Origin of the sequence: Paenibacillus sp. GCM10027627 (assembly GCF_042675505.1) — a bacterium.
In the GTDB taxonomy this organism is placed as follows: Bacteria; Bacillota; Bacilli; order Paenibacillales; family Paenibacillaceae; genus Pristimantibacillus.
Map to the genome: position 1 here is coordinate 1,509,924 of NZ_JBHTHB010000001.1, position 26,451 is coordinate 1,536,374.

Sequence of the window (26,451 nt, forward strand, 5' to 3'; positions counted from 1 at the left end):
TAAAAACAAGGGGAAATATTAATGATAAATTCTTATGAAAAATTGATCTATGAGTATCGTTCAGGAAAAGAAGGAGATGAGTTTCCAAGAATTGATGCCACATCAAAAATCATTAACAACAAAATTCTATCCGAAGAAGTCCCTGATAGAATTCAAAAAGTTCAAGTTCAAGGATATGTTGAATTACCTGCTTTAGATGAAGAAAATCCAACAATTGAAAGCAATCAATACCTAGTCAACTATAATAACGGTGAAATATTCTTTAACCCTAGTGAAAACGGTAAAACAGTTTTTATTACATATTGGGGTACAGGATTAGCATTTTTTCCTGCATCTCGCGTTTACACAAAAACTTTAAATGGTGAAGTTGTTGAGACTCTTGAGACATTTATCAATAAAGCTGAAGATGCTCTAGGATCACTTAATGGAGCAGAAGCAATTATTCAGAATGCTGTTGTTGCAACAAATGCAGCTAACGCATCTGCAACTGAAGCTAATGCAAAAGCAGCCTATGCTAATACTCAAGGTGACTATGCGAAAGCCAAAGGTGATGAAGTAAATGCAATTGGACAAGCGACAGACACTGTAAGGATTGCAATAGAAAGCAACGAACAGGCAAGAATTAGTGCAGAATCTTTACGTATTTCAGCAGAGCAACTTCGCCATCAAGAAGAGTCAGCAAGAGAAGTTGCAGAAAACTCAAGAATAGATGCTGAAACAATTAGAATTTCAAGTGAGACTTCCCGAATTAGTGCTGAAAGTCAGCGATCAGCTAGTGAAGTCAATAGGGTTACTAATGAAGATTCAAGAGTATCTGCTGAGTCTGCTCGTAGCACAAATGAAACAGATCGATTAAACAATGAATCAAATAGAGAATCATCAGAAACTAATAGAGTTAATGCAGAGACTCAACGTACAGATGCCGAACAACTTAGACAAGAAAGTGAAATAACAAGAATTGGTGCGGAGCAAACTCGACTCACTTCTGAAACAAGTCGTGTTTCTAATGAAAATGTTAGGAGTACAGCGGAAACTCAACGTGTATTGAATGAAGACACACGAATCAGTAGCGAAACAGCCAGAACTACAAATGAAACATTTCGAGAAAGCAATGAAGCACTTAGAACTAATGATGAAACCTCACGTCAAAATGCTGAGACTGGAAGATCTAACAATGAATCTGACAGGATGAGTGCTGAAAACTCAAGAGCTGCATCTGAAATGCTTCGTATAAGTACAGAAACTACAAGAGTTACTAATGAAACTGCTCGTGAAAATAGCGAAACTATTCGATTATCAAATGAAATAACACGTCAAAGCCAAGAAAGTACTCGTCAAACAAACACATCTCAAGCAATTGCTGATACTGTTGCTATTAAAAATGATGTGCAAGCTATTATTGATAATACAAAAGGGGTTGGTGTATACAACTCTGCTACTGAATATAAGAAAAACAATATTGTTACATACAATGGTTCTACATTCATGGCATTGACTACCGCTTTAGGTGTTACGCCAGTTCAAGGAACACAATGGCAACTCTTAGCACAAAAAGGAACTGATGGAACAGGTACTGGTACTTTAATCGAAAGCAATTTTTTGTTGTCTGACACAGAACCAGTAAGCAGTCCATTTATCTGGTTTAAAGATTATACAAATGATATTAGTAAGCCAAATAAAAATATTGAGATTAAACAACTAAATGAGGGAATATGGAACAACTATTACCCTATTACAAATGCAGAAAACGTAAAGGCTGCCAGTGGAGTGGATTTAGATAATGTAGTTGTTGGATTTAAAACACAAAATACAACAGCAGATAATCAATGGGTATTAATTGGTCAATTTAATGCTGTAAATGAAACTAAACCTCAACGGGACATTGCTAATGCAACTATTGAAGTATTTAGAAGTGTATCAAGATATGCAACTTCTGGTTATGCAAAATTACAATGGTTAATTCAAGAAACAGGTGGAGTACTTCCAAATATGAGTTCATCACTTGTTTTACAAGGAGCCACATTAAGAGACTTTACATCAAATGATTTTAAACTTGTCTATAGTTACAACGGAAATGATTATGTTTATCAGCTCTATACTAAAATTTCTAAGATAAATACATTCTTATATTTTGTTGTTAACAATCAAGTAATACATCCAAATGAACAAGGTCAATTTATTTGGTCTGAAAATGCACTTCCTGTTTCAACTGAGCCAACAGGCAACTTAATCAACCCAGTTGTTGTAAATGTAACTAAAGAACAACTTGGATTAGTTGGATTAGGATTAAATTCTCGCATAGAAGGAACTGGTACTACAGCAACATCTGATAGTAGTCATGCTGAAGGTTATTATACATTCACGGGATTTTCAATATTTGGGTTTCAAGATATTGACGTCAATAATAAAACTGTAACAGTAGGTTCTAGTATTGATCTTTCTTCTATAAGTGTTGGCTCAAAAGTAGACTTCTACTCTATTTTTCGTTTCAATATAACAATAACAGAATTAGAAGTAAGCTCAGTTAACAATACAACAAAAGTAATTACCTTTACCTCATTCCCTAATTTATCAGCAGGGGTTATTTCATCTACAAAAGTAGGTGGTAAATTAAATGTAAAAAATAATTATACTGGCTCTTTATATTCACATGCAGAAGGAAGATACACTAGTGCGTCAGGAGATTTTTCACATGCAGAAGGAGATAACACAATAGCAATTGCTAGAAGCTCTCATGCTGAAGGCACTAGAACGGTTGCATTAGGTGATCATTCACATGTTGAAGGTATTGGTAACATAGCATCAGGAAGCTCTTCACATGCACAAGGATTTGAAACAAAAGCAACAGGTGACAACAGTCATTCTGAAGGATATATCTCCATTGCTTCTGGTCAAAATGCTCATGCAGAAGGTTATTATTCAGTTGCTTCAGGAGACAATTCTCATGCACAGAATATTGGTGCAATTGCTCAAGGCAAGGGACAGACAGTTATTGGTCAATTTAATATTCCACAAGGTACTAAAGATCAAAAATTACTAACAGATCATGCTTTTATTATAGGCAATGGTTCAGATGAATTTAATAGATCAAATGCATTTGCTGTAAGATGGGATGGTTCTGTAGAATTTACTGCTTTAGCAATCGATTCATTAGCCAATAATATTGTAAATCAATATGACTTATTTCGCTCCAGAGGAGCTACAGAAGATAATACTGATTTCAATACTCTTGTGCAAAATGGCATGTATGAATGTGTAATTAATTCTACATATCAAAACAGTCCTGTCTTGGATGTTGTTGGGATTTTAGAGGTTATTAAAGTAAACTCTTATGCAATACAGAAGTTTACTGATGTGACAGCAAATGAAACACATCAAAGGACATTTAATGGTGTGACTTGGACAGTCTGGAAAGTAATTAGTTAAAACTAAAAAAATACTTTAGGGAGAGTTTTTTGTTGAACTCTTCTTATATAATTAACAAAGTTATTATTAAATCTTCTTCAATAAACTGGAGGCATTATTTGTGACCTACATAAAATTATTAACAACTAAAGAACTAGGACTATATGGCGGATTTTCTATATTAATAACACAAGCTTTTGGAGAATGGAGTCCTGCAATGACACTATTGGTAATACTGATGGGATCAGATTATTTAACTGGACTTCTTGCAAGTTTAAAGGAAGGTAAAGGATTAAAAAGTAGTGTTTCATTTTGGGGACTCGTTAGAAAAGGATTGATGATGCTTTCTGTGTTAATTGCTCATCACATTGATATTGTAATGAGTACAAATGTAGTTATGATTGGTACGATTTATTTTTGGTATGGAAATGAATCTATATCTCTTATTGAGAACTATGGACGTATGGGACTACCATTACCAGATCCAATTAAAAATAAAATTGCAGTCTTAAAAGGAAAGCCTATTGATGAGAAAAAATCTAAGAATAAATAAAAGACAACGTTCCAAAGGTCTATGCCCTAGCACAGTTGGAGGTTGTCTCACATTTATTTTAATACAGTTATTTCAGTTTTACAAGTTTATTAGAGAGGAGAATTTAAAATGAATTATCAAATCGTCGAACAGCTTTTAACACCCAACAAATTTTCCAGACCTCAACTGACTATTCGAAAAATTAAAGGTATTGTCATTCATTGGGTTGCAAATCCAAACACTTCGGCTAAAAATAATCGAGACTTCTTTGAATCACGTAAAGGTGGATTAAAATCCTTTGGATCGGCTCATGAAATCATAGATCTAGATGGGGATGTAGTTCTTTGTATACCAAAAAATGAGTTAGCTTATCATGCAGGATCTGCATTGCCATACAAGTCAGGTTCTACTCAAATCTATACTCCATTAGCATGGGAAAGACTGAATACTAATTTACCACGTAACATTAAGCCATATCCTAACAACTGCACATACAGCATAGAAGCTACACATGTTGATTGGGATGGAACAATGACACCAAAAACTTATCAAACACTCATTGAACGATGCATCGATTTGTGTAAAGAGTTTGAATTAAATCCACTAACTGATTTATATCTACATCAAGAAGTTGTTGGTTGGAAGGATTGTCATCGTTGGTTTGTAAACAACCCTATTGAATGGAAGATTTTCAAAGAAAGAGTACATGAAAAAATATTGGAGGATGAACCTATGACAAAAGATGAAAAACAAGCATTTGAAGATTTGAAGAAAACTGTAGAATCTCAAAATAAGACAATTGAAATATTGAGCAACAGTCTTAAGACACTTCAAGATAAAGATAAGTTATCTAAGATTCCTGACTTTGCCAAAGAAGCAATTGAAGCAGCAGTAAAAGCCAAACTAATCAATACTCCTAATGGCGGAAGTTATGAGTTTTATCGTATTGTCACTATTCTATATCGCCAAGGTTTATTTGGGAGAGGAAAAATCTAATGGACACACTATACATAATTCTAATTGTTGTAGTTGCAACTCTAGGCACAGTCTATTCAATTAAACACTTCAAATTGGAGAGAAAGTTGACAGATGATATTGACATCGGAACTGATAAGGTAATTGAAATTGTGGAATCGTTTTTGGCAATTGTTAAACTTAATGAAAATGTAGAGCGCACAATTAAAAATGTTTTAGATATTGCAGATGAAGTCACAGATTTTGTGTCTGAATATGTGAAAAATGAAGCTGATAAAACTACAATTTCATTAGCTGTAATTGACCAAATTTTAGTTAAATTAGGTGTAAAATTGACCGAAAATGAACAAAAGTTGATCAAGATTGTTGTAAATGAAAGCCTCGATTGGATCAATAAACAAAGCAAATAATTTAAAGCCCTCCTTTTCTCGTTCTCAGAGAATTGGAGGGCTTTTTTTGTTTAGAAGCGTTGATTACCACTTAATTGTTGTTCAGCAATTTGAACAAGTCTTCTGGTAATATTTCCACCAATTGTACCTGCCTCACGAGTGGTCAAATCGCCATTGTAGCCCTGTGATAGTTGAATACCATGTTCTTGTGCAATTTCATATTTCAACTGTTCTAATGCTACTCTTGCTTGAGGCACGATCAATTGGTTTGAACTGTTTCTGCTCATGTGTGTGTCACTCCTTAGTTGGATGTGACTATATTTTGTGATGTGGATTGGTTAATTATTCATGTAATTTTCATTCTAAATTCTTCACATTACTACAAATTATGTAGACCTAAGAATTTTAGTGAAACTCAATATTTATCTACTGTTAACATCCCTCAAGTAAATTTTCATCAAATCTATTTGTAGTCCTAAAATGAAATACTTCAAAAATTCGCTTGAGGGACATTAAATTTACTCTTCGGAATGATAAGTTTGTCTGTCTGGGGTTAGCATAACATTTGTAGCATCTCTAAAATGAATTTTAAGGGACTTTGACTTTGGACTTACCTCGATATTGTCCAGACGATCTAAAAGCAAATCAACAGCAATCTGAGGCTTGTCGAATCCTTTTTTACTCCCATCAACTTTACCACTCTTCAAAAGTTCAATTTCATAATGATTGTATATCAATTCTAAGATTAGGTTTTGATCAACCTTCCATCGTGAGCAAAACTCTAAGCCATAATTTGCGTAGCCTGAACAGATGTACACTATTTTCCCGTTCCGCTCAATTTTACTTTTGTAGTTTTTATTGCAATCTAGACACTTGATTCTTTTTGTAAAATGATAAGCTATATGACTCCCCCCTTTCATATATTATACTAACATAAAAACCCTTGATATAGCTGAATTTCCGACACATGACAATGTATCATAATATTTTGCTTAGCGGGCCACCCGGCACCGGAAAAACGATGATGATCCGCCGGTTACCCACTATACTGCCGCCTTTGAGCGAACGGGAAGCGCTTGAGGTGACCAAAATATACAGCGTGACCGGGAAATTGCCCGAAGGCGCGCACGGTTTAATAGAGCGGCCGCCATTCCGCTCTCCCCATCACAGCATCTCCGTAGGCGGGCTCATAGGGGGCGGTCCCGTTCCGAAACCTGGAGAAATTACGCTCGCCCATCACGGCGTGCTGTTTCTCGATGAACTTCCCGAATTTCCCCGCTCGGTACTTGAGCTTCTGCGTCAGCCCCTGGAGGATGGCATCATCTCCATTGCCAGAGCGAGAGCCGCGGTTCAGTTTCCGGCGAGCGTGCTGCTGGCCGCGTCATTCAACCCTTGCCCATGCGGCTACTATGGCCATGACTATGGGGAGAAACAGTGTACATGCAGCCATTCCTCCATCGCAAGATACCGCTCCAAATTATCCGGGCCCTTGTTAGATCGGCTCGATTTACAGCTGGAAGTGCCCAGACCTCTTTCTTTTGAAAATCCAAAAAATGAAAAGCCCGTCTCATCGCAATGGCTAAGACAAACCGTGGAGTCGGCCAGAGCCATCCAGCTGCACAGAAACCGCAAATTTGGTGCCGCTTGCAATAGCCAGTTGTCTGGTGAAGGGTTAAAAAAAGCCGCTGCTCTGAGGCCGGAAGCCATGAAGCTGCTTGAAGACGCATTCCGTCTGCTCGGCATAAGCATGCGTGCCTACGACCGTCTATTAAAGCTGGCAAGGACAATCGCGGATATTGAGCAATGCGAGGAAATAAAAACGGAGCATGTGGCGGAAGCGATTCAATACCGCAGATTTGAAGGCAAGCTGCCTTAAAAAGCGGATTGTACATGCTTATACTCCTCCACAGCTCCGTCAAGTCCAAAAGTAACGGCAATAACATCGAAACGAATCGCCGCTTCGGCCTGATTGACCGCTTTCAAATAAAGCTGCGCCAATTGGCGAACTTGGCGCTGTTTGCGGAAATCAACCGATTCCGCGGCGGTGCCGTACCTTGCCAAGCTTGCTGCGCTTCTGGCCCGGACTTCTATAAATACAATTCGATCGCCGTGCTCCGCGATTAGATCCAATTCGCCGAGGCGCGAACGCCAATTGGCAGCCAGCAGTTGATAACCGGACTGCTCCAGCCTGCGCCGCGCCTCCTCTTCTCCCATTTGTCCAAGCCTTTGACGTTCAGCGCTCATAGCTTTGCTCTCTTGCTTTTCGGTCCGATTGATAGACGAAACTTAAAATTTCCGCCACAAGCGTATACAGCTCAGGAGGAATCTCCTGATCGATATCCAGCTTAGACAACACCTCAACGAGCGAGGCATCTTCTTGAACCGGCACTCCGCTTTCTTTGGCCTTATCCAAAATACGGTCGGCGATATGCCCCGCTCCCTTGGCGACAATAACAGGAGCGGACCGTTCTCCGGGCTCGTATTTTAGCGCAACCGCTTTACGTGCGGGCACTCGCCCTTGTTTGCTGTTTTGATCGGCGCTCATGCCCGGTAATCCACTCCTTTATATCTAGTTGAAGCAAATTGTGATAGATCGGGGGGCAGCACGTTCTTCCCCTTGCCGCTGGGCATAACGGCCGCTTCACTTTCGGTTCTGCTCGGCAGAGGCGTTGTACGAAGCGACAACAACTGATAACCGGCAGCTTGAAGCCGCTCCGACATGCCTGATTTCCCTCCGTTCATCAGTTCGTGAATGGCCGGGTGGTCGTTCCAAATATTCAAGCTGACAATTTTATTCGCGACATTCACGTCCACAAGCGTATCGCCGAGAGCCTTCATCGATAGATTGAATAAAAGCCGGCAGTTTTCCGCATCCAGTTCTCCCCTTTTGCCCCTTCTAGTTTGAATATGGACTGACGCCGTCGTCCCGCCGCTTTGATCTTGAAGCGGAATAAACATCGTCACATGGGTAAAGACAGAACTGTTCCTCTCCGGTGTAAGCATAAGTTGCTGGCCTGTAATATGATTAATGAGCCCCTGTGCCGTTTCTTTAATGGCTGGCGGAATGTCGCTTGTTCCGGTCAAAGCCATCAAAGCGCTTTTTAGCGTTTCCGATCCCTGCAACTCTCCTTGTGCCGACTGGGCGTTTGCCCCTTGAGCCATCTGCTGAGACAGAACATCGCTTAATCGGTTTTCGATGCCGGGAAGCCCGGTTTGCAGGGCGAGATTCCCCGTTTGGCCTTGTAAGGCGGCGCGTTGGTCGCCGTTCCCTGCCGGGACTTGCTGCGCAGCACGCTGGTCGCCGTTGCCGCCCGGCCTTATGTCGGCAAGCGAAGAGGAAGTGGGCGCATGATCCCCGCGAGCATTCGCAGCAGCCCTAGTCGCTGCCGTATCTGTCTGTTTATCCCCATTCCCAGCACTGCTTGCTCCTTGTGCCGCCGCGGCAGCCGTTCCCTTTTCCCCGGGTTCGGAGGAACTTGTCCCCATCTGCGCACTGGAGCGTAAAACTGGACCGTTATTATCTGTTGTCGCACGAGCTGACAACGACTCTCCGTCCGGTCCATCGCCGATTCCCGCCGTATTCGCAGCCGTTGCCGCCTTGGCCAGTTGAAGCTCATGATCGACACCAAGCCATTTCAGCATTCCGCCAAGCCAGTTGCCGGAGCCCGTCTGAGTAGCCGCTTGACGGCCGCTCGCCATTGCCGCGGAATTCGTTGCTCCTTCGGTGTCCCCTGCCGGTTGGCTCGACGTCCCTGATGTTGCAGAACCCCGCAGGTCTGGACTGGCAATCGCTCCCTCTTTGAGCGGGGCTCCACCCCATCCCTTTGCGCTTCCCAAATCGTTTATTCCACCGCTTGCTTCCCCTTGACCGACCACCCCGCCCGAAGCGGAAGCGACCGTCCGCAGCAATGCCGCGCCTTGCTCCAAAGCAGCCAACACTTTTGCGGCCGCTTGCCGCGCTCCATCCGCAGTTGCCGTTGTGTTCCCAGCATCATCAGTCATAAATGCGGAAAGCTGCAAATTGAGCGTATTCAGAAGCTCGTGCGCTCCTTTGCCAAACATCGTTTGCCCCATGGCAGCAATAGTGGCCGCCGTCATAGGCAATCCGCGTTTAAACGCCGCCGCCGTTGCCGTCATCCATTGCTCCGGATCCGCCCCGCTCGGCATAACGGAAGCCGCTTCTTGAAACGCCTTTATTGTGGCCCGGTTAAAATCAAAACCTTCCCGACGCAAATCTTTTATAATGTCGAGCGCCCATTTCTGATCCGGCATGCCAAGCCGCTTGGCCAGGTCGCGGAACGTATCGTCGAGCAACCCCGACGCGCTGAGATCGATCGCCTTGAGCAGTACAAGCGAGCCGCTGGATTCCGGCTGCACTTGCAGCATTGCGGATTGCCCCGGTACAAGCGGCATTTCCAGTTTCGCTCTTACTTGAACTCCATTTATTTGAACTAACGCCTCATTGTTTTCAAAAGACTGCAGAACTACCCCGCGCACAACTTGGCCGATTTTCAGCTCCATGGCCCGCGTTTCGCCGCCGGCTGCATCCCCCAGCAGCCCTCTCATCAATTGACCGATATTCACGTTGTCGTCTCCTCCGCTAACGGATCATTGGATCCCTTTTCGTCTACCTTTTATATCGGCCCCCTATGCATGTCCATGAAGACCAACATCCGCGCGCCCGCAAAATAAAAAAAGCTTGCTTACCTAACGATGCCGGAGACGGTCATCATCTGGGTAATCAAGCTGGCAGTTCTTCTTCAGCCTACACTTCTATTCATCCACTCGTTATTCCAATTCGCCAAGAAGTTTCCGCAGAAATGTCCGGCGATGAAGCGGGCTTGGTCCATGCTGAAGCAGCCGCTCCCGGTGCAGTTTGGTTGCATAGCCTTTATGTACAGAAATGCCATATTCGGGATAACGATCTTCCCAAACACCCGCGCACAAACGGTCGCGTGTCACTTTAGCCATAATGGAAGCAGCCGCGATCGACTGGCTTGTTGCATCCCCTTTTATGATCGATTGCTGGGGAAGCTCAAGGTCAACCTTCTCCGCATCGACAAGCAAATAGTCCGCCTTTACGGTAAGCGATTCGACCGCCAGCTTCATCGCAAGCCTTGCGGCTTGCTTAATGTTGATGGCATCGACCGTCGCTGCGTCGACATGCGCCACCGACCACGCTATGGCGCAATCCGCAATGATATCGAAAAGACGATCCCGTTTCTTTTCGGTCAATTTCTTGGAGTCGTCTACCCCCTCGATGACAAGTCCTGGCGGCAAAATAACCGCGCCAGCTACAACGTCGCCAAAGAGGCAGCCTCGTCCAACTTCATCTACACCCGCTATGTGAACATAACCGGTTTCCCAAAGTTCTTTTTCAAAACCAAGCATGGCTCCTCCCCCATTCGCTCTGCCGTTATTTCTCCCGAACCGGCATATCGTCGTAAGGGGCTTCAAGCGTAATTCTTCCAAGCTTCCCGGCTCTGAGATCCCGCAAAATGATGCCGGACGCCTTCTCCAAATCGACGCGTCCGCCCCCAATTAGGCAACCGCGGCGGCGGCCGATCTCTTCCATCACTGCGACGATTTGCTCATTGTCCTCAAGATCGGATGGCGGATCGCCAACAAGCTCGTACCGCTCCTTTATCGTTGGCCAATAACGGCCGACCAATTCTTTTACGGCAAAATAGGCGATATCGTCCACATTCAAAATCTGTTCTTTGATCGCGCCCGTCATGGCGAGTCGATAGCCGACCAGTTGGTCCTCAAATTTCGGCCATAAAATACCCGGCGTATCGAGCAGCTCCATCTCGGTTCCAACTTTAATCCACTGCTGGCCCTTCGTCACGCCCGGCTTATCGCCGGTCGCTGCAATATTTCTGCCGGCAAGCCGATTAATGAGCGTAGACTTCCCGACGTTTGGAATGCCGACGATCAGTCCTCGAACCGCTCGCGGGTTCATTCCTTTTGCGATTTGCCTTGCAATTTTTTCGTGCAAAATTTCTTTTGCCTTGAGTTGAATTTCGCCCACTTTTGAACCTGTTGATGAATCGACCGCCACGCATGTATGCCCTTCGTGAATGAAATAAGCGATCCATTGCTCCGTCGTCCGAGGGTCGGCCAAATCCGCTTTGTTCAATACGATAAGTCTAGGCTTTCCTTGCAAAATATCGTCCACCATCGGGTTCCGGCTCGAAAGCGGCACACGCGCATCAAGCAGCTCTATGGCAATGTCGATTAGTTTTAGTTTATCTTGTATTTGCCGTTTGGCGCGGGTCATATGTCCCGGAAACCATTGAATGGCCATTATTCCACCTCATTTTAATACCGATGCTTAATAAAGCTGATTTTGTCGAGCGGCCAGAAGATGACGTCGGCACGGCCGACGATTTCGTCGTCCTTCACAAATCCGATCATCCGGCTGTCCGTGCTGTCGCCCCGATTGTCGCCCAGAGCAAAAATAGTGCCTTCCGGAACAACCGATTCCGTAACGGCATTGTTCGGGAAATTGTCTCTGTCGTTGTACAGCTCGCCTCTTGCATGGGCTTCAGCGATCGCTTCTTTAATATATGGTTCTTCTACTTTTTTATCATTAATGTAAAGTTCGTCGCCTTCCAAACGGATCTTGTCGCCCGGAACCCCAATGACGCGCTTAATAAACTTGCGTCCTTGCTCCGGCACGTCGAATACAACAACTTCACCAAACTTGGGCTCGCTAAACGTATACAAAATTTTGTTGACGATCAGCCGCTCGCCGGTTTCAAAGTTCGGCTTCATGGAAGGACCGTCGACGATAAAAGGCGAAAATAAAAACTGGCGTATAAAAAAGACTAGCACCACTGCAATAACAAGAGCTTTTACCCATTCCACTATTTCCTTATAGGCTCCGCCCTTTTTGCCGGCCTTACCGCTTCTTGAAGAACGTTCCGGCAATGATTCCGAATTGTTGTGCCCTTCAGAAGACTGCGCTTTTTCTTCAGCCGTATTCGTGCTGCCATCATCGTTGCGATGCCCTGAATCCATAATCTCGCCTTCCCTTCCTCAGCTAAAGTATGTAATAGCACGATTGAAAAACGAAAAGGAGCTTGATTTCGCAAGCCCCTCTTGACGTTTCATCTTAACGAATCTCTTTAATTCTAGCAGCCTTACCGCGAAGCTCGCGAAGGTAGTACAGCTTAGCGCGACGCACTTTACCACGGCGTGCTACTTCGATTTTTTCAATCTTAGGCGAATGCAGTGGGAAAGCTCTTTCCACGCCAACACCGTACGAGATTTTACGCACAGTAAAAGTTTCGCTGATTCCGCCGCCGCGACGTTTAATTACAACGCCTTCAAACAGCTGGATACGCTCGCGCGATCCCTCGATAACTTTAACGTGTACCTTTAGCGTGTCGCCTGGGCGAAAGCTTGGAAGGTCTTTGCGCAATTGCTCTTGTGTAATTGCTTGTACGATATTCATTGAGTTCACTCCTTCCACCATAGACGTTCATGTAAGCTCCTGACTCCCTTGGAGCCAATCACCGCTTATAGCGGACCGTCCGACTTTACGAACAACATTAGAAATTTTACCATAGATAAACGCACAAATCAACCGGTTTATTCCGGGGCGCCTCATCATGTATACTGTCTATGACATTTATAGTCAATACGGAGGTGCGACAATTGCAACTAGAAAAGGGTCTTCGTTTCACAGCGAAGCCGATACGGAACTTACGAATACCGATAGCGCTCGTCATCGCCATGCTCGCGATGACATTCGCCGCTCCGCAACGCTTTGCTAATGCGGAAAGTTACTCCGATACTAAAGGACATTGGGCCGAGTCTTATATCCAATGGGCCGTACAATCGGGAATGGTCAAAGGGTATGCGGATGGAACGTTTCAGCCGAACAAATTTGTAAGCGAAGCGGAATTTTTAGCTATGCTGCTCAGGTCGTACGGCATTGTCAAAACAAGTAAAACGGGCTCAGACTGGGCAGACCCCTATTACCAATACGGGGATGAGAAGGGATGGCCGCTGACCTTCGACAACGACAAAGGGAGCTTCCGCAGAGGACAAGCAGCCACTCTAATGACAGCTGCGGCAACCGCCACTTTTTATGGGGAAAATGCAGCGATTAAATGGCTACTGGACGAAGGCATATCTAAAGGAAAAACATCCCCCACAATCGAAGGGTTTGCCGCCAACGGCACCGTAACCCGTGCGGAAGCGCTGACGTTTATTTATATGCTAAAGCAGCATACGGATAAGCTGCCGACAACGGCCGTCAAAACAAAAGAAAACGGCTTGCTTGGCATAGCCATGGGCGATCATGTCGACAAGTTGCTTTATCAGCTCGGCAAACCCGATCGAATTGAACCAAGTGATTATGAATACAGCTGGTACGTTTATACCGATGCCAAACGGTCATATGCATCATTTGCCATGTTTGGCGTCTGGCAAAACAAAATAGTCGCTCAGTTTTCCGGCTCGTCCAAAGTTTGGACCCATCCCGGCGGCATTGCGATCGGCCAAACGTTGGAAGAAGCGAAAAAACGCGCGGCGGGAGCGACAAAACCCGAACAAAAGGATACATACTATACGTTTACAAAAGATCGCATCACCGATACGTTGTTTTTCGACACGCAAAACAAAAATAAAGTGGTCGGTATCCTCCGGCAAGCGGAAGGGCTCAAAAAGCTCGATGTAAAACAATTAAAGGACAGTCATCGAAACGCCTTGGAATTGCAATTATTCGATTTAGTAAATGCCGAACGCGCGGCGCGAGGAATTAAACCGCTCCAGTGGGACAAGATGGCTGCTGCTGCTGCGAGATCCCATAGCAAGGACATGGGAAGCCAAAATTTCTTCGGCCACAAAAACTTGGACGGTGAAACGGCTTTTGACCGAATGAGGGACGAGGGCATCAAGTTTCGTCTTGCATCGGAAAATATAGCGGCCGGGTTTGCAAACAGCATGTACGCTCATTATTCGCTCCTGAATTCGACTTCCGGCCACCGCGAATCGATCCTAAACGATGAGCTGACCCGCCTTGGCACCGGGGTAGCATTTGGCGGACGCTACAATATTTATTACACGCAAGATTTTTATACGCCACTTTAGTTCCATGCAATAAACAAATAAGGGAACGCAGCCTCCTCTGGAAGCCGCATTCCCTTATTTTTGTTCCCGTTGCTCCTCAGCCGCCAGTTGTGTTAACCACTTCCGCTCCTTGGCTGTCAACTCGACGTTCGCAAGCAAATCCGGACGCCTCTTGAACGTTCTTAGCAGCGATTGCTCCCTCCGCCACGCTTCAATCTTGGCATGATGGCCCGATACTAATATATCGGGGACATTCCAACCGCGGAACTCCGGCGGTCTTGTATAATGAGGATGTTCCAGCAGCCCAGTGCTGTAGGAATCCGTAACAGCAGACGTTTCGTTGCCAAGCACGCCCGGCAGCAGACGGACCACGCTATCGATAACCGTCATCGCTGGAATTTCTCCTCCGGTAAGCACATAATCGCCAATCGAAAGTTCATCGGTGACCAAATGCTCCCGTATCCGTTCGTCATATCCTTCATAATGCCCGCAAATGAGCACCAGATGAGCTTCCTTGGAAAGCTCTTCCGCTTTGCGCTGCGTAAACGTTTCACCTTGCGGGCACATCAGAATAACGCGCGGCTTAACGTCTGGCTGCACGGCTAAATCTTCCACCGCTGCAAATACAGGCTCAGGCTTAAGCACCATTCCACCGCCGCCGCCATACGGATAATCGTCTACGGTATTATGCTTGTTGTTCGAATAGTTGCGGAAGTTGACCGCTTGCAAGGAAACAATGCCTTTGTCCTTCGCCTTGCCTAATATGCTGGCGCCAAACACGCCTTCGAACATTTCCGGAAAAAGCGTCAACACATCGATTTTCATCGTTTAAATCAGCCCCTCCATCAACCGCACGGTTACAAGCTTGTCCTGCACGTTGACGGTTAATACGACATCGTCGATCACTGGAAGAAGCACCTGTTTTCCTTTGCCTTTTGGCCCTTCCACTACCCACACATCGTTAGCGCCTGGGCTTAATACTTCCGAAATAACGCCTAGAGCTTCCCCATCTTCCGTTACTACGGAGCAGCCGATAATTTGATGATAATAATATTGGCCGTCTTCAAGATCTCCTTGGTCGGATTCCGCAATTTTAAGTATCCAACCTTTATATTTTTCAACGTCGTTGATGTTATGGTAGCCTTCAAGCTTCAAATAATACATATTTTTATGCTCGCGAGAGCTTACCACCGTTATATCCACCGACTGTCCATTTTCTTCGTTTACCGCTCGCAGCTTGCTGCCGGGCGCAAAGCGCTCATCCGCAAAATCCGTTTGCGACAGCACTTTAATGTCGCCGCGAATGCCGTGTGTATTTACTATTTTACCGACTGTATACCATTTCTCGCTCATGCCATCAGTCCTCCTACGGTTAGTACCGTTATTATAACACACCAAAGAGGGTCAGGACTTACGTCCCAACCCTGGGGCTAGCGCGGTTTATGAAATAATATCGACAATGACGCGTTTGCTCGATTTGACGGAAGCCGAAGTGACGACCGTACGCATCGCTTTGGCAATGCGCCCTTGCTTCCCGATCACCTTGCCGATATCGTCAGGGTGAACGGAAAGCTCGTAAACCGTGCTGCGCTCATCATCTTTCACACCTACGCGCACGTCTTCCGGATGATCCACCAAAGCTTTCGCTATGACTAGAATTAACTCCTTCATCGCAAAGCCCTCCGCTCTTCAACAGTTATTTCTGTTGCTTAAGCTCATGGAACTTCTTCAATACACCAGCTTTGGAAAGCAAGTTGCGAACTGTGTCGGAAGCTTGCGCACCCGTTTGCAGCCATTTCAATGCTTTCTCTTCGTCGATAGAAACTTGAGCTGGTTGAGCTACCGGATTGTAAGTTCCGATTTCTTCAATAAAACGTCCGTCGCGCGGGGAACGGGAATCCGATACAACAACGCGGTAGAATGGAGCTTTGTGAGCACCCATACGTTTCAAGCGAATACGTACTGCCATGATAATTCACCTCCTTCGAAAAATAGACTAGGTTCTAACTAAAACGGGAACTTCATTTTGTTGCCGAGCATCCCTTTTAGCCCTTTTTTGCCGCCTTTAAGTCCTTTAGGGCCTTTTGGACCCATCATGGACGAAAATTGCTTCATCATTTTGCGCATATCGTCGAACTGCTTAATTAAGCGGTTTACTTCGACGATCGTCGTGCCGCTGCCCGCAGCGACGCGCTTGCGCCGGCTATGGTTAAGCAGCTCTGGCTTTTCTTTCTCTTCCTTCGTCATAGAGCGGACGATCGCTTCAATCCGGCCGATCTGCTTTTCGTCGACCTTCATATCTTTCATGCCGCCTTTGAGCTTGTTCATGCCCGGCAGCATATCCATTATTTGATCCAGCGGTCCCAGCTTGCGAACCTGCTCCATTTGATCGAGGAAATCATCAAATGTAAACTCTGCGTTGCGCATTTTGCGTTCCATCTCGGCCGCTTTATCCGCGTCGATGCCCGCTTGTGCTTTCTCGATAAGCGAGAGCATATCGCCCATGCCCAAAATCCGCGAAGCCATCCGTTCAGGATGGAACGGCTCAAGCGAATCGATCTTCTCGCCCATGGCCGCAAACTTGATCGGCTTGCCTGTAACCGCCTTAACGGATAGAGCCGCGCCGCCTCGTGTATCTCCGTCGAGCTTTGTAAGCACGACACCCGTCAGCTCAAGCTGCTCATGGAAGCTTTGTGCGACGTTGACCGCATCTTGCCCCGTCATAGCGTCGACAACAAGTAAAACCTCGTCGGGCCCAACATGCTGATGGATTCGTTTCAATTCCTCCATCAGCTCTTCATCGATATGCAGCCGTCCCGCTGTATCGAAGATTACATAGTCATTGCCGTTTTCCTTCGCATGCTGCAATCCCGCTTTAGCAATGTCGACAGGCGATGTCTGGTCGCCAAGTGAAAAGACAGGAGCATTGATTTGCTCGCCCAGCACTTGAAGCTGCTTAATGGCGGCTGGACGGTAAATGTCGCACGCTACCAGAAGCGGCTTATGATTGCCTTTCTGCAACAGCTTCGCCAGCTTGCCGGAGGTTGTCGTTTTACCCGCGCCTTGCAAGCCCACCATCATGATGACCGTCGGCGGCTTATTGGCTTTTGCGAGCTTCGACTGAGTTCCGCCCATCAGCTCGGTCAACTCTTTATTTACGATGTCGATAATGACCATGCCAGGTGTAAAGCTTTTGGATACGTCCAGGCCAATTGCCTGCTCCTTCACCTTGGCAATAAAGTCTTTGACAACCTTAAAGTTTACGTCGGCCTCCAGAAGCGCCAGGCGAACCTCACGCATGGCCTCGTTTACATCAGCCTCTGATACTTTGCCTTTGCCCCTCAGCTTGCTGAACACATTCTGAAGCCGATTGCTTAAGCTTTCAAATGCTGCCATGAACCCTCGCCCCCTTCTCTTGCCGTAGATTCCGCCGCCCTGAACTGTCCGATGACATTCACAAGCGACTGTTTATCCCATTCATTCGTCACGATGGAGTCAATTTCCCGCTCCAACTGGTCTGTAAATCTCATCAGCCTCTCATGCCTGGTCAGCAGCGACAGCTTTTGTTCATAGCTTTCAAGCGTGCCCTCTGCACGTTTGATATTGTCATACACTGCCTGGCGGCTAATGCCGAATTCAGAAGCGATTTCGCCGAGCGAAAAATCGTCGTGATAATAATAAGTAAGTATAGTCCGTTGCTTGTCCGTCAGCAAGCTTTCATAGAAGTCGAACAGCAAGTTGATTCTTGTTGTTCTCGCCAAGGCATCCGGTTCATTTCCCTTCATTGCCTTCGCCCCCTCCATCTCGCTTTCGCTCAAGCCACTACCGACCGTCAAGGCGCTAGCCTTTACAGCCGTGCAACGTTACCTATCATACATGAAGACGAATGGCCCTGTCAAGTCTTTTACCTTGTCAGTGTCCATTCGTCTTCGGATAGCCTTATTAATCGAGCTTACATCGTATTAAACCTGCTGTTCCTGCGAATTTCCTTCTTCCTCGCGGCTAATTAAACCGGCGAACAAAGCATGTACAAATTGCTCGGAATCGAAGGTTTGCAGGTCTCCCATTTTCTCGCCAAGTCCAACAAGCTTAACCGGCAAATTCAGTTCGTTTCGAATTGCGATGACAATGCCGCCTTTGGCTGTACCGTCCAGCTTCGTCAGAACAAGTCCCGTTACGCCGCTTTTTTCTCCAAACAGCTTCGCTTGGCTAAGCGCATTTTGGCCTGTTGTCGCATCCAGCACAAGTAGAACCTCATGCGGAGCGTCGGGCAATTCCCGCTGAATGACGCGGAAAATTTTGTTCAGCTCCTCCATCAGATTCGACTTATTCTGAAGCCGTCCCGCCGTATCGCATAGCAGCACATCCACTTTACGCTGCTTGGCCGCTTGAACGGCATCAAACATAACGGCAGCAGGGTCGGAGCCGGACGACTGCTTAATCACTTCCACGCCTACGCGCTGTCCCCATACTTCAAGCTGCTCGATCGCTCCCGCCCGGAACGTATCGCCAGCTGCCATTAATACGGATTTGCCTTCGCTTTTGAATTTGTGGGCCAGCTTGCCGATTGTCGTCGTTTTGCCGACGCCATTGACGCCTACAAATAAAATAACGGTCGTTTGCCCGGTTGGAGCCATTCGAAGATCGGCCTGATCATCGCCCTTAAGCAAACCGACAAGCTTCTCCGAAAGAACGGGCTGCAAGTCAGCCGCATCCTCGATTTTACGTTTTTTCACTTCCGTCCGCAGCTCGTCAATCAGCTTCATAACGGTCGTTACGCCAACGTCGGCCCCGATCAAAATTTCTTCAAGCTCTTCGTAAAACTCCTCGTCGATTTTTTTGCGGCGGGTAATTAGCTCCTCCACTTTCTCGACAAAGGCTGTCCTTGTTTTGGCAAGACCTTCTTTAAATACATTAGTGACCGCTTCCGTTTTGGCCGCGATACTTTCTTTCAGCTTTTTGAAAAAACTCATTGTAGCCTGTCCTCCATCCTGACCTCACCTGATCTGCCCTTTTCGGGCTTTATGCCGAAACCGGCTCTTCTTCCTCTAGACGGACGGAAACCAGCTTGGAAACGCCGCCCTCCTCCATCGTCACGCCGTAAAGCACATCGGCCTCTTCCATCGTTCCTTTGCGGTGAGTGACCACAATAAACTGCGTAAGCTCGGAAAATTCCCGTAAATATTGCGCAAACCGCGATACGTTCGCTTCGTCGAGCGCCGCCTCTACCTCGTCAAGCACACAGAACGGAACAGGCTTCACCTGCAAAATGGCAAACAGCAGCGCAATAGCCGTAAGCGCTCGCTCGCCGCCAGAGAGCAGCTGCAAGTTTTGCAGCTTTTTGCCTGGAGGCTGCGCCACGATATCGATGCCCGTATCAAGCACCCGATCCGGCTCCACCATAACCAAGTCGGCGCGCCCTCCGCCGAACAGCTTGCTGAACACGACGACAAAATGTCCGCGAATCGCCTCAAACGTAGTCCGGAACCGCTTCGACATCTCGTCGTCCATTTCTTTAATGACTTGATACAGCGTCGTTTTGGCTTCGATGAGATCGTCTTTTTGCTCGGAGAGAAACTCATAGCGTTCTTTGACACGCTCGTATTCCTCTATAGCCCCGAGATTCACTTCACCCAAAGCGGAAATTTGGCGTCTCAAATCGCGCACTTCATTTTGCGTGCCGATCACATCGTCCGGAACCGGATATTGATCCTTCGCGAGCTCGTAGCTAAGCTCGTATTCCTCGCTTAACTTGCGGAGCAAGTTGTCGAGTTCGACATCCTGCCTGTTCACCGCAATTTCAGTTCCGCGAAGCTGATCCTCCACAGCTCTAAGCTGTACCCGCTGCTCCTTCGTTTCGCTTTCTCCCTGCTCAAGTCCGGCAATTTTTTGCGCGCGGGCCGCCCTTTTCAGATCGGTCCCCTCAGCGCAGCTCGCCTTTTTGATCCGCAGCGCGTTCAACTGCTCAATTTGGGTGACGCTCTCATCGCTATGCCTTGCGAGTTCTTCTTCCTGCTGGGCAAAAAGCGATCTTAAATTGGCTAGCTCCGCCTTCGCACGCTGAATATCCGACCGGACACGTCCGGCTTGATCCTCGAAGCTCGCTTTTTCTTGATCCGTCTTGGCGACCGCAATTTTGATGTCGGTCAACTGGCCTTGCAGCTCTTCCTTAGCGGACTCGCTTGCCTTGCGGCGTTCCTCCGCCATCCGGATCGCTTCCTGAAGCCTCGCCTCGTCTATAATCAACTGCTCAAGCTTGCGCTCGGCCGCTTCGGATGTTTCCGTTATTTGCTTCCGCTCCGCGGCAAAGGAGCCTCTCTCCGATGCCGCCAGCTCGCTCTGTTCGGCGAGCAGCTTCGCTTCCACGCCGAGCTGCTGCAATTCGGCCCGGATGCCCTGCTCCTCGAACCGGCACTGCTCCGCCCCGGAACGCAGCTCTTCCAAATTTTGCGACCGGATCGAATTGTCCTTCCGCAAATCGCTCAGCTTGTTCCGCAGCTGCTCCACCGTCGATTTGGCGTCTTTGATCTCCTGATCCAGCGCCTCGATTTGCCGGGTTCTGCCGAGAAGGCTGGCGCCCTTTTTCTGCAGGCTGCCGCCCGTCATTGAACCGCCCGCATTGACAACGTCGCCTTCCAGCGTCACGACCCGGTAGCGGTATTGGCATCTGGACGCAATACGGTTCGCTTGCTCAAGCGTTTCGGCCAGCAACACGTTGCCGAGTAAATTGTTGACGATCGATTGATAACGGCTGTCGCATCCCACTAGTTCGGAAGCAACGCCGACAAAACCTTCGATGCTTTCGGCGGTTCGCTTCTCGCTTTCGGGAACGCTCCGGCCTTTAATAACGTCAAGCGGCAAAAAGGTCGCTCTGCCGAGCTGCCGCTGCTTTAGAAACGCGATGGCGGCTCTTGCTGTCCTCTCATCTTCCATAACGATATGCTGGAGAGCTCCTCCAAGCGCCGTCTCTACGGCCACCTCGATTCGCTGCGGCACGCGCACAAGCTCCGCTACCGCGCCATGAACGCCTTCGATCCCGCCGGAAGAGCGTCGGGCCGATTTCAGCACTTCTTTGACGCCCTGCATAAAGCCGTCAAGCGCATCCTGCATTTCCTTCATCGTATCGCGTCTGGAAATATGGCTGTCGAGCCTCTGCTCCCACTTTCGGATAGCGGAAGATACTTCTTCGAGCTGAACAGCGAGCGTCTTGACCGCTTCCGTCTGTTCCAGCATCCGGTTTCGAATGGAATCCAGCTTTGCCAAAGCATCTCGAAGGGCGGATTCCAAATCCACACGACGTTTGTTCAGCTTTTCTTGTTGCTCGGCCCATTTCGATTCATCATCGCCAATCCGCTCCAATCGGCGTTGCAGCGTTTCTTGCTGCTGCTGCGCGTAACGGATCTCATTGCGCTGCTGAGCCATTGCGCTCAGCACTTCCAGCAATTCGCCCTTCAGGCTCTCTTCCGCGTCAATGACAGCGCCTCCCGCTACACCGAGCAGGTTGGCTTCTTCCGCAACTAACTTCGTGCGAAGGTCGGCCAGCTCCAATTCCAGCGCTGCGGAGCGGCTGCGAAACTCCGCCTCGTCTTTCGTAAGCGCGGCAATTCTGCCATCCTGCGCCGAAATGGACTCCTCCAGTTGACGCTTGTTCTGATCCAGATTCCGCTTCCGCTCTTTCAGTACCTCGCCATAGCCTTCACACTTCTCTACATCCTCGCTGATTTGCAGCATCGCTTCGTGCAAGGCGTCAAGCTCTCCTTCGAGCTCGCGAAGCTGCAATCGGTCATGCTCCAGATGAGCGTCATGCTTGCTGACGACCGTTCCGAGCTGAAGCTGCTCTTCCCGAAGCTTCTCCAGCTTTTCGGTTGCGCTGGACCAAGCTTGATGCACAGTTTCAATATTATGTACATACATGGAAATTTCTTTAGTCTTCAGCGTTTCTTTGAGCGTTTTAAAATGAATGGCCTTCTCCGACTGCTTGCGGAGCGGCTCCACCTGATCTTCAAGCTCCGAAACCAAATCATGAATGCGAAGTAAATTTTGCTCCGTCTCATCCATCTTTTTTTGCGCTTCGCGCTTGCGGGACTTATATTTCACGATACCGGACGCTTCCTCAAAAATACCGCGCCGATCTTCCGATCTCGTACTCAAAATTTCCTCAATCCGGCCTTGTCCGATAATAGAGTAAGCTTCTTTGCCGATGCCGGTATCCATAAAAAGCTCGGTAATATCCTTTAAGCGGCATGGCTGCTTATTGATCAAATACTCGCTGTCGCCGCTGCGGTGCACCCGCCTTGTTACCGTGACTTCGTTGTATTCCAAAGGCAGCGCATGATCCGAGTTGTCCAGCGTAAGCGAAACTTCGCCGTAGTTGACGGCTTTGCGCGCATCGCTGCCTGCAAATATAATATCTTCCATTTTGCCGCCGCGCAGGCTTTTGGCGCTTTGTTCGCCAAGCACCCAGCGTATGCCGTCGGAGATGTTGCTTTTCCCCGAACCGTTCGGCCCTACCACCGCCGTAATACCGTTTACAAATTCAAGCTCGGTCTTATCGGCGAAGGATTTAAAACCCGCTAATTCTATCCGTTTCAAAAACATGGCTTGGCTTTCACCTCACCCTCCATTGTAACACAGATTTATCCTTCGCGTTAATCCCCTTGCCCCCTCCATTATGAGCCAAAACAGAACGAAAAGACGCTCGTCTCCTTGACAAAATCGCCTTGCAAACAAGGGCAGGATAAGGGATCGACTTTTGGATGCTACATCCATTCCTCAAAATGTTTACCTACAAACTGAATTTCTTTTTCGTAATGCGCCAAATGGCCCTCTTCCACCATTTTTTGAAAAGCGGGATTTCCATTGGAGGCGCCATAGCGAAGCGTCTCGCAAAGCACGGCCAAACGCCGAATAATCCACTGTTTCAAATCACCGGGAACAGCCATTCCATAAGAATCAAAAAACAATTGAATTCGCATTTTGCGACTCGCCGCGTGCAAATCGTCTTGGTATGCTTCCGTTGTTCCCGAACAATGACCAGGCGCAAAACCGGCAAGCGGAACGGAGGTATAAAGGGTATAGGCAATATCCCACATACGCGGTCCGGGACCTGCCATGTCAAAATCAATGAGCGCTATCGGCGCCCCGTTTTGAAAAACCGTATTATAAAGCGCAGCGTCATTATGACAAATAACTTCATGCTGGCTTTCGTCAGCATAGCTAAGCTGCCAACTGCCTCCCTTTATGAATTCGAACCCTTCAGCCGCGTCATGGAAACGGCGCAGAAGCTTGGCCAGCCCCTCCAGCGTTTCATCCGACCACATATACGGTTCAAGATCAGGGTAATCGTTCCCTGGAACTTCCCCTGCAATAAAAGACAATATTTCACGTTCGGATTCATCCACGCCAAAAAACTTTGGCGCTCCCTCAAAACCTTGTTTCTCCAAATGGTTGAGCAGCTTATGAACGTAAGGGCTCCAATAGCCTGTAGGACGGAGAACGGTATCCGATATTCGGACAATATGATTCACATTGCCGCCTGTCAGCACTTCTTCTTGGGTCATTAGACTTCCTCCCCTTGCTTTTCTAAATTTAACTTGAACCGGTCATGCTGGCCAAAATATAAAAATCCCCCGGATCAAAACTGCTCCAAGGGATTAAATGTTGAACCGCAGAATGCTTATAAGCCTGCCACGATGCTTATGAATCCGTCGCAAGCCGGCTCCAAGCTTCCGCCGCTGCACGCTGTTCCGCTTCCTTCTTCGTCCGACCTGCGCCTACTCCATACCGCTCTTCGCCAAGATAAACCTCAACGATGAACTCACGGTCATGCGCAGGGCCGCGCTCCTCCAAAATCCGGTATTCTACCGGACCAAGGCCGTAATGCTGCGATCGCTCTTGCAGCTTGGACTTGGCATCTTTCATGAGCAAGCCGAAGTCGCCCGATTCAATATACGGAAACATATGCTCTTCCAAAAAAGCCCGTGTCCGCTCGATTCCGGCATCGAGATAAATCGCGCCGACAAACGATTCGAACAAATCGGCCAGCAAAGCTTGGCGATGTCTTCCGCCGAGCTGCTCTTCGCCCCGGCCCAGGAGCACATAGCTTCCAAGCTCCAGCCTTTCCGCAAAATAAGCGAGTGAAGGCTCGCATACGACAGATGCGCGCATCCGCGTAAGCTCGCCTTCTGGGCGTTTTGGATAAGTGGCGAATAAATATTCCGACACGAGCAATTGGAGCACGGCATCGCCCAAAAACTCCAATCGCTCATTGTCCTGGACGGAGCCCCGTTTATGCTCGTTTACATAGGATGTATGCGTAAAGGCTTGCCTTAACAGCTTCGTCCGTTTAAAAGCGAGCTGCAGCTTCTGCTGCAGCTCGTCAAAATGTTCATGCTTCATATGCTTTCATCACGATCGTAGCGTTATGTCCGCCAAAACCAAAGGAATTGGACAAAGCCACTTTTACATTCGCCTCGCGAGGCTTGTTCGGCACATAATCCAGGTCCAGTTCTGGATCTTGATTGTCGAGATTAATAGTAGGAGCGATTATGCCGTTTTTGAGCGTGAGGCCCAAAATAACCGCCTCTACCCCGCCTGCAGCGCCAAGCAAATGGCCTGTCATCGACTTGGTCGAGCTGATCGCCACTTTGTAGGCGTGATCGCCAAACGCTTTTTTGATGGCGGTCGTTTCGGATTTGTCGCCCACAGGAGTAGACGTGCCATGCGCGTTAATATAATCGATATCGGAAGGCTCGATGCCCGCATCCTTAATCGCTTTCGTCATACAGCGAGCAGCGCCGTCCGGATCTGGCTCAGTCATATGGAAAGCGTCGCCGCTCATGCCGTAGCCGATCACTTCCGCATAAATTTTCGCGCCGCGAGCCTTTGCATGGTCAAGCGATTCCAAGATCAAGATACCAGCGCCTTCGCCCATAACGAATCCGTCGCGACCGGAATCAAACGGCCGGCTTGCCTTCTCCGGCTCGTCGTTGCGAGTGGACATCGCACGCATGGAGCAGAAACCTGCCATGCCCGTTGGACGAATCGTCGCTTCGGCACCGCCGGCAATCATCACGTCCGCGTCGCCTCTTTGAATCATTTTGAACGAGTCGCCAATGGAGTGGGTTCCCGTTGCGCACGCGGTTACCGCAGTGCTGTTCGGGCCTTTCGCTCCGGTTAGCATGGATACTTGGCCCGAAGCCATGTTCGCGATCATCATCGGAATAAAAAACGGACTGACGCGTTTTGGGCCTCTCTCCAGCAGCACGTTATGCTGGTCTTCCCAAGTGCCGAGACCGCCAATGCCGGAGCCTACCATAACGCCTACTCTTTCCGCATCGGCGTTTTCACCGATGACAAGTCCCGCATTTTCAACAGCAAGCTTGCTTGCAACAGCCGCAAATTGAACGAAACGGTCCATTTTGCGCGATTCCTTCTTGTCGATGCCATAATCTTCTGGATTAAAGTTTTTAACTTCCGCGGCAATGCGAGTAGGATATTCTGAAAAGTCGAAAGCTTCAACGACGGATACTCCGGACTTGCCCTCCAGCAAATTGCTCCAAAACTGCTCCAAATCCGAACCAAGCGAGGTCATTACTCCCATGCCTGTCACAACAACTCTTTGTTTCATTGCATTCACCTCTGCTGACAACGATTTAGAAGATTCCAGGGACTGGATCTCTTCATTTCTATATAAATAGCCATTAAGCTTAATCATTCATTTTTTTAGAAAACTCGATCGGAATAAAACGTCCAACATGGAGAGAAGTCCCGTTTTGTTGAAACGGGACTTGTCCAACTTAGGTATGAGATTGTATGTAAGTTACAACTTCTCCCACCGTCGTGATTTTCTCTGCATCTTCATCAGAGATTTCCATATCAAACTCGTCTTCCAGCTCCATGACCAATTCAACCACGTCAAGAGAGTCAGCTCCGAGGTCATCTTTGAAAGAAGCTTCAAGAGTTACTTCCGCTTCGTCTACGCCAAGGCGGTCGATGACAATTCGTTTTACGCGATCTACTACTTCGGACATCCGGTTCACCTCCTCCACCGTATTATACGAGAATTGA

At 47.5% G+C, this 26,451-nt stretch carries 27 protein-coding genes; 6 read left to right on the forward strand and 21 right to left on the reverse strand.

What is annotated here, in order from left to right; all coding sequences use genetic code 11:
* Positions 1 to 21 precede the first annotated feature (21 nt).
* The 4 genes from ACFQZE_RS07445 to ACFQZE_RS07460 all read left to right on the forward strand — a co-directional run bounded on the left by ACFQZE_RS07445 (position 22) and on the right by ACFQZE_RS07460 (position 5,322).
* The gene (locus ACFQZE_RS07445; RefSeq protein ID WP_379355211.1) at positions 22 to 3,426 is read left to right on the forward strand and encodes a hypothetical protein; all 3,405 of its coding nucleotides are present in this window, start codon (positions 22 to 24) and stop codon (positions 3,424 to 3,426) included.
* A gap of 100 nt (positions 3,427 to 3,526) precedes the next feature.
* Positions 3,527 to 3,958 carry a phage holin family protein gene (locus ACFQZE_RS07450; protein WP_379355213.1) on the forward strand — a complete coding sequence of 144 codons (432 nt, stop codon included), beginning with the start codon at positions 3,527 to 3,529 and terminating at the stop codon, positions 3,956 to 3,958.
* A 108-nt stretch (positions 3,959 to 4,066) separates the two neighbouring features.
* On the forward strand, positions 4,067 to 4,933 hold the full coding sequence (locus ACFQZE_RS07455; protein WP_379355215.1) for an N-acetylmuramoyl-L-alanine amidase: 867 nt from the start codon (positions 4,067 to 4,069) through the stop codon (positions 4,931 to 4,933).
* 86 nt (positions 4,934 to 5,019) lie between these two features.
* Positions 5,020 to 5,322 (forward strand): hypothetical protein, encoded by a 303-nt coding sequence (locus tag ACFQZE_RS07460; protein WP_379355217.1) that lies wholly within the window; start codon positions 5,020 to 5,022, stop codon positions 5,320 to 5,322.
* 50 nt (positions 5,323 to 5,372) lie between these two features.
* Here ACFQZE_RS07460 and ACFQZE_RS07465 read toward each other — a convergent pair whose 3' ends face one another.
* Together ACFQZE_RS07465 and ACFQZE_RS07470 are read right to left on the reverse strand one after the other, a co-directional pair.
* Positions 5,373 to 5,588, reverse strand: a complete 216-nt coding sequence (locus tag ACFQZE_RS07465; RefSeq protein ID WP_379355219.1) for an alpha/beta-type small acid-soluble spore protein — start codon at positions 5,586 to 5,588, stop codon at positions 5,373 to 5,375.
* 231 nt (positions 5,589 to 5,819) lie between these two features.
* Positions 5,820 to 6,221, reverse strand: a complete 402-nt coding sequence (locus tag ACFQZE_RS07470; RefSeq protein WP_379355221.1) for a recombinase zinc ribbon domain-containing protein — start codon at positions 6,219 to 6,221, stop codon at positions 5,820 to 5,822.
* 47 nt (positions 6,222 to 6,268) lie between these two features.
* Between ACFQZE_RS07470 and ACFQZE_RS07475 the strand changes: the two genes are divergently transcribed.
* Positions 6,269 to 7,177, forward strand: a complete 909-nt coding sequence (locus ACFQZE_RS07475) for a YifB family Mg chelatase-like AAA ATPase (RefSeq protein WP_379355223.1) — start codon at positions 6,269 to 6,271, stop codon at positions 7,175 to 7,177.
* On the opposite strand, the gene ACFQZE_RS07480 is transcribed toward ACFQZE_RS07475, so the two are convergent.
* From ACFQZE_RS07480 to rplS, 7 genes are all read right to left on the reverse strand, one after another.
* On the reverse strand, positions 7,174 to 7,545 hold the full coding sequence (locus tag ACFQZE_RS07480; protein WP_379355225.1) for a YraN family protein: 372 nt from the start codon (positions 7,543 to 7,545) through the stop codon (positions 7,174 to 7,176). The two genes, ACFQZE_RS07475 and ACFQZE_RS07480, sit on opposite strands and share 4 nt — an antisense overlap.
* The gene (locus ACFQZE_RS07485; RefSeq protein WP_379355227.1) at positions 7,535 to 7,846 is read right to left on the reverse strand and encodes an EscU/YscU/HrcU family type III secretion system export apparatus switch protein; all 312 of its coding nucleotides are present in this window, start codon (positions 7,844 to 7,846) and stop codon (positions 7,535 to 7,537) included. The genes ACFQZE_RS07480 and ACFQZE_RS07485 overlap by 11 nt, the downstream gene beginning before the upstream one ends.
* Positions 7,843 to 9,885 (reverse strand): hypothetical protein, encoded by a 2,043-nt coding sequence (locus tag ACFQZE_RS07490; RefSeq protein WP_379355229.1) that lies wholly within the window; start codon positions 9,883 to 9,885, stop codon positions 7,843 to 7,845. Before ACFQZE_RS07490 ends, ACFQZE_RS07485 begins: the two co-directional genes overlap by 4 nt.
* A 204-nt stretch (positions 9,886 to 10,089) precedes the next feature.
* Positions 10,090 to 10,692: a ribonuclease HII gene (locus ACFQZE_RS07495; protein ID WP_379355231.1), complete on the reverse strand. Its 603-nt coding sequence runs from the start codon at positions 10,690 to 10,692 to the stop codon at positions 10,090 to 10,092.
* A 25-nt stretch (positions 10,693 to 10,717) separates the two neighbouring features.
* On the reverse strand, positions 10,718 to 11,608 hold the full coding sequence (ylqF, locus tag ACFQZE_RS07500; RefSeq protein ID WP_379355233.1) for a ribosome biogenesis GTPase YlqF: 891 nt from the start codon (positions 11,606 to 11,608) through the stop codon (positions 10,718 to 10,720).
* Between the two features lie 14 nt (positions 11,609 to 11,622).
* Positions 11,623 to 12,324 (reverse strand): signal peptidase I, encoded by a 702-nt coding sequence (gene lepB / locus ACFQZE_RS07505; RefSeq protein WP_379355235.1) that lies wholly within the window; start codon positions 12,322 to 12,324, stop codon positions 11,623 to 11,625.
* Positions 12,325 to 12,418: 94 nt separating this feature from the next.
* Entirely contained in the window at positions 12,419 to 12,760 is a 342-nt protein-coding gene (gene rplS / locus ACFQZE_RS07510; protein ID WP_379355237.1) for a 50S ribosomal protein L19, read from the reverse strand.
* Positions 12,761 to 12,963: 203 nt separating this feature from the next.
* Here rplS and ACFQZE_RS07515 point away from each other — a divergent pair, with 203 nt between their 5' ends.
* Positions 12,964 to 14,403, forward strand: coding sequence for an S-layer homology domain-containing protein (locus tag ACFQZE_RS07515; protein WP_379355239.1), 1,440 nt, complete (start codon positions 12,964 to 12,966; stop codon positions 14,401 to 14,403).
* Between the two features lie 54 nt (positions 14,404 to 14,457).
* Here ACFQZE_RS07515 and trmD read toward each other — a convergent pair whose 3' ends face one another.
* The 12 genes from trmD to acpP all read right to left on the reverse strand — a co-directional run bounded on the left by trmD (position 14,458) and on the right by acpP (position 26,414).
* Positions 14,458 to 15,207, reverse strand: a complete 750-nt coding sequence (gene trmD, locus ACFQZE_RS07520) for a tRNA (guanosine(37)-N1)-methyltransferase TrmD (RefSeq protein ID WP_379355241.1) — start codon at positions 15,205 to 15,207, stop codon at positions 14,458 to 14,460.
* Between the two features lie 3 nt (positions 15,208 to 15,210).
* Positions 15,211 to 15,735 (reverse strand): ribosome maturation factor RimM, encoded by a 525-nt coding sequence (gene rimM, locus ACFQZE_RS07525; protein WP_379355243.1) that lies wholly within the window; start codon positions 15,733 to 15,735, stop codon positions 15,211 to 15,213.
* Between the two features lie 87 nt (positions 15,736 to 15,822).
* The gene (locus tag ACFQZE_RS07530) at positions 15,823 to 16,053 is read right to left on the reverse strand and encodes a KH domain-containing protein (RefSeq protein ID WP_379355245.1); all 231 of its coding nucleotides are present in this window, start codon (positions 16,051 to 16,053) and stop codon (positions 15,823 to 15,825) included.
* A gap of 25 nt (positions 16,054 to 16,078) precedes the next feature.
* Complete coding sequence (gene rpsP, locus ACFQZE_RS07535; protein WP_379355247.1) at positions 16,079 to 16,351, reverse strand: 30S ribosomal protein S16; 273 nt, start codon at positions 16,349 to 16,351, stop codon at positions 16,079 to 16,081.
* 38 nt (positions 16,352 to 16,389) lie between these two features.
* Entirely contained in the window at positions 16,390 to 17,778 is a 1,389-nt protein-coding gene (ffh, locus tag ACFQZE_RS07540) for a signal recognition particle protein (protein WP_379355249.1), read from the reverse strand.
* Positions 17,757 to 18,167 carry a putative DNA-binding protein gene (locus ACFQZE_RS07545; protein ID WP_379355251.1) on the reverse strand — a complete coding sequence of 137 codons (411 nt, stop codon included), beginning with the start codon at positions 18,165 to 18,167 and terminating at the stop codon, positions 17,757 to 17,759. The genes ffh and ACFQZE_RS07545 overlap by 22 nt, the downstream gene beginning before the upstream one ends.
* Before the next feature lie 177 nt (positions 18,168 to 18,344).
* On the reverse strand, positions 18,345 to 19,355 hold the full coding sequence (gene ftsY / locus ACFQZE_RS07550; protein WP_379355253.1) for a signal recognition particle-docking protein FtsY: 1,011 nt from the start codon (positions 19,353 to 19,355) through the stop codon (positions 18,345 to 18,347).
* 49 nt (positions 19,356 to 19,404) lie between these two features.
* The gene (gene smc / locus ACFQZE_RS07555) at positions 19,405 to 22,980 is read right to left on the reverse strand and encodes a chromosome segregation protein SMC (RefSeq protein WP_379355255.1); all 3,576 of its coding nucleotides are present in this window, start codon (positions 22,978 to 22,980) and stop codon (positions 19,405 to 19,407) included.
* 161 nt (positions 22,981 to 23,141) lie between these two features.
* Positions 23,142 to 23,942 carry a phosphotransferase gene (locus ACFQZE_RS07560; protein ID WP_379355257.1) on the reverse strand — a complete coding sequence of 267 codons (801 nt, stop codon included), beginning with the start codon at positions 23,940 to 23,942 and terminating at the stop codon, positions 23,142 to 23,144.
* A gap of 136 nt (positions 23,943 to 24,078) precedes the next feature.
* Complete coding sequence (gene rnc, locus ACFQZE_RS07565; RefSeq protein WP_379355259.1) at positions 24,079 to 24,780, reverse strand: ribonuclease III; 702 nt, start codon at positions 24,778 to 24,780, stop codon at positions 24,079 to 24,081.
* Positions 24,770 to 26,011, reverse strand: a complete 1,242-nt coding sequence (gene fabF, locus ACFQZE_RS07570) for a beta-ketoacyl-ACP synthase II (protein WP_379355261.1) — start codon at positions 26,009 to 26,011, stop codon at positions 24,770 to 24,772. Before fabF ends, rnc begins: the two co-directional genes overlap by 11 nt.
* Before the next feature lie 169 nt (positions 26,012 to 26,180).
* The gene (acpP, locus tag ACFQZE_RS07575; RefSeq protein WP_087572610.1) at positions 26,181 to 26,414 is read right to left on the reverse strand and encodes an acyl carrier protein; all 234 of its coding nucleotides are present in this window, start codon (positions 26,412 to 26,414) and stop codon (positions 26,181 to 26,183) included.
* Between the last annotated feature and the right edge of the window lie 37 nt (positions 26,415 to 26,451).

Excerpts from the sequence above, each read along its gene's own strand:
- ffh (WP_379355249.1), bottom strand. The coding sequence starts at position 17,778 with ATGGCAGCATTTGAAAGCTTAAGCAATCGGCTTCAGAATGTGTTCAGC.
- ACFQZE_RS07495 (WP_379355231.1), bottom strand. The coding sequence starts at position 10,692 with ATGCTTGGTTTTGAAAAAGAACTTTGGGAAACCGGTTATGTTCACATA.
- ACFQZE_RS07480 (WP_379355225.1), bottom strand. The coding sequence starts at position 7,545 with ATGAGCGCTGAACGTCAAAGGCTTGGACAAATGGGAGAAGAGGAGGCG.
- fabF (WP_379355261.1), bottom strand. The coding sequence starts at position 26,011 with ATGAAACAAAGAGTTGTTGTGACAGGCATGGGAGTAATGACCTCGCTT.
- rplS (WP_379355237.1), bottom strand. The coding sequence starts at position 12,760 with ATGAATATCGTACAAGCAATTACACAAGAGCAATTGCGCAAAGACCTT.
- rimM (WP_379355243.1), bottom strand. The coding sequence starts at position 15,735 with ATGAGCGAGAAATGGTATACAGTCGGTAAAATAGTAAATACACACGGC.
- lepB (WP_379355235.1), bottom strand. The coding sequence starts at position 12,324 with ATGGATTCAGGGCATCGCAACGATGATGGCAGCACGAATACGGCTGAA.
- ACFQZE_RS07445 (WP_379355211.1), top strand. The coding sequence starts at position 22 with ATGATAAATTCTTATGAAAAATTGATCTATGAGTATCGTTCAGGAAAA.
- ACFQZE_RS07470 (WP_379355221.1), bottom strand. The coding sequence starts at position 6,221 with ATGAAAGGGGGGAGTCATATAGCTTATCATTTTACAAAAAGAATCAAG.
- ACFQZE_RS07560 (WP_379355257.1), bottom strand. The coding sequence starts at position 23,942 with ATGACCCAAGAAGAAGTGCTGACAGGCGGCAATGTGAATCATATTGTC.
- ACFQZE_RS07545 (WP_379355251.1), bottom strand. The coding sequence starts at position 18,167 with ATGAAGGGAAATGAACCGGATGCCTTGGCGAGAACAACAAGAATCAAC.
- ACFQZE_RS07530 (WP_379355245.1), bottom strand. The coding sequence starts at position 16,053 with ATGAAGGAGTTAATTCTAGTCATAGCGAAAGCTTTGGTGGATCATCCG.
- rnc (WP_379355259.1), bottom strand. The coding sequence starts at position 24,780 with ATGAAGCATGAACATTTTGACGAGCTGCAGCAGAAGCTGCAGCTCGCT.
- smc (WP_379355255.1), bottom strand. The coding sequence starts at position 22,980 with ATGTTTTTGAAACGGATAGAATTAGCGGGTTTTAAATCCTTCGCCGAT.
- rpsP (WP_379355247.1), bottom strand. The coding sequence starts at position 16,351 with ATGGCAGTACGTATTCGCTTGAAACGTATGGGTGCTCACAAAGCTCCA.
- ACFQZE_RS07465 (WP_379355219.1), bottom strand. The coding sequence starts at position 5,588 with ATGAGCAGAAACAGTTCAAACCAATTGATCGTGCCTCAAGCAAGAGTA.
- ACFQZE_RS07475 (WP_379355223.1), top strand. The coding sequence starts at position 6,269 with ATGACAATGTATCATAATATTTTGCTTAGCGGGCCACCCGGCACCGGA.
- trmD (WP_379355241.1), bottom strand. The coding sequence starts at position 15,207 with ATGAAAATCGATGTGTTGACGCTTTTTCCGGAAATGTTCGAAGGCGTG.
- ACFQZE_RS07485 (WP_379355227.1), bottom strand. The coding sequence starts at position 7,846 with ATGAGCGCCGATCAAAACAGCAAACAAGGGCGAGTGCCCGCACGTAAA.
- ftsY (WP_379355253.1), bottom strand. The coding sequence starts at position 19,355 with ATGAGTTTTTTCAAAAAGCTGAAAGAAAGTATCGCGGCCAAAACGGAA.
- acpP (WP_087572610.1), bottom strand. The coding sequence starts at position 26,414 with ATGTCCGAAGTAGTAGATCGCGTAAAACGAATTGTCATCGACCGCCTT.
- ACFQZE_RS07455 (WP_379355215.1), top strand. The coding sequence starts at position 4,067 with ATGAATTATCAAATCGTCGAACAGCTTTTAACACCCAACAAATTTTCC.
- ylqF (WP_379355233.1), bottom strand. The coding sequence starts at position 11,608 with ATGGCCATTCAATGGTTTCCGGGACATATGACCCGCGCCAAACGGCAA.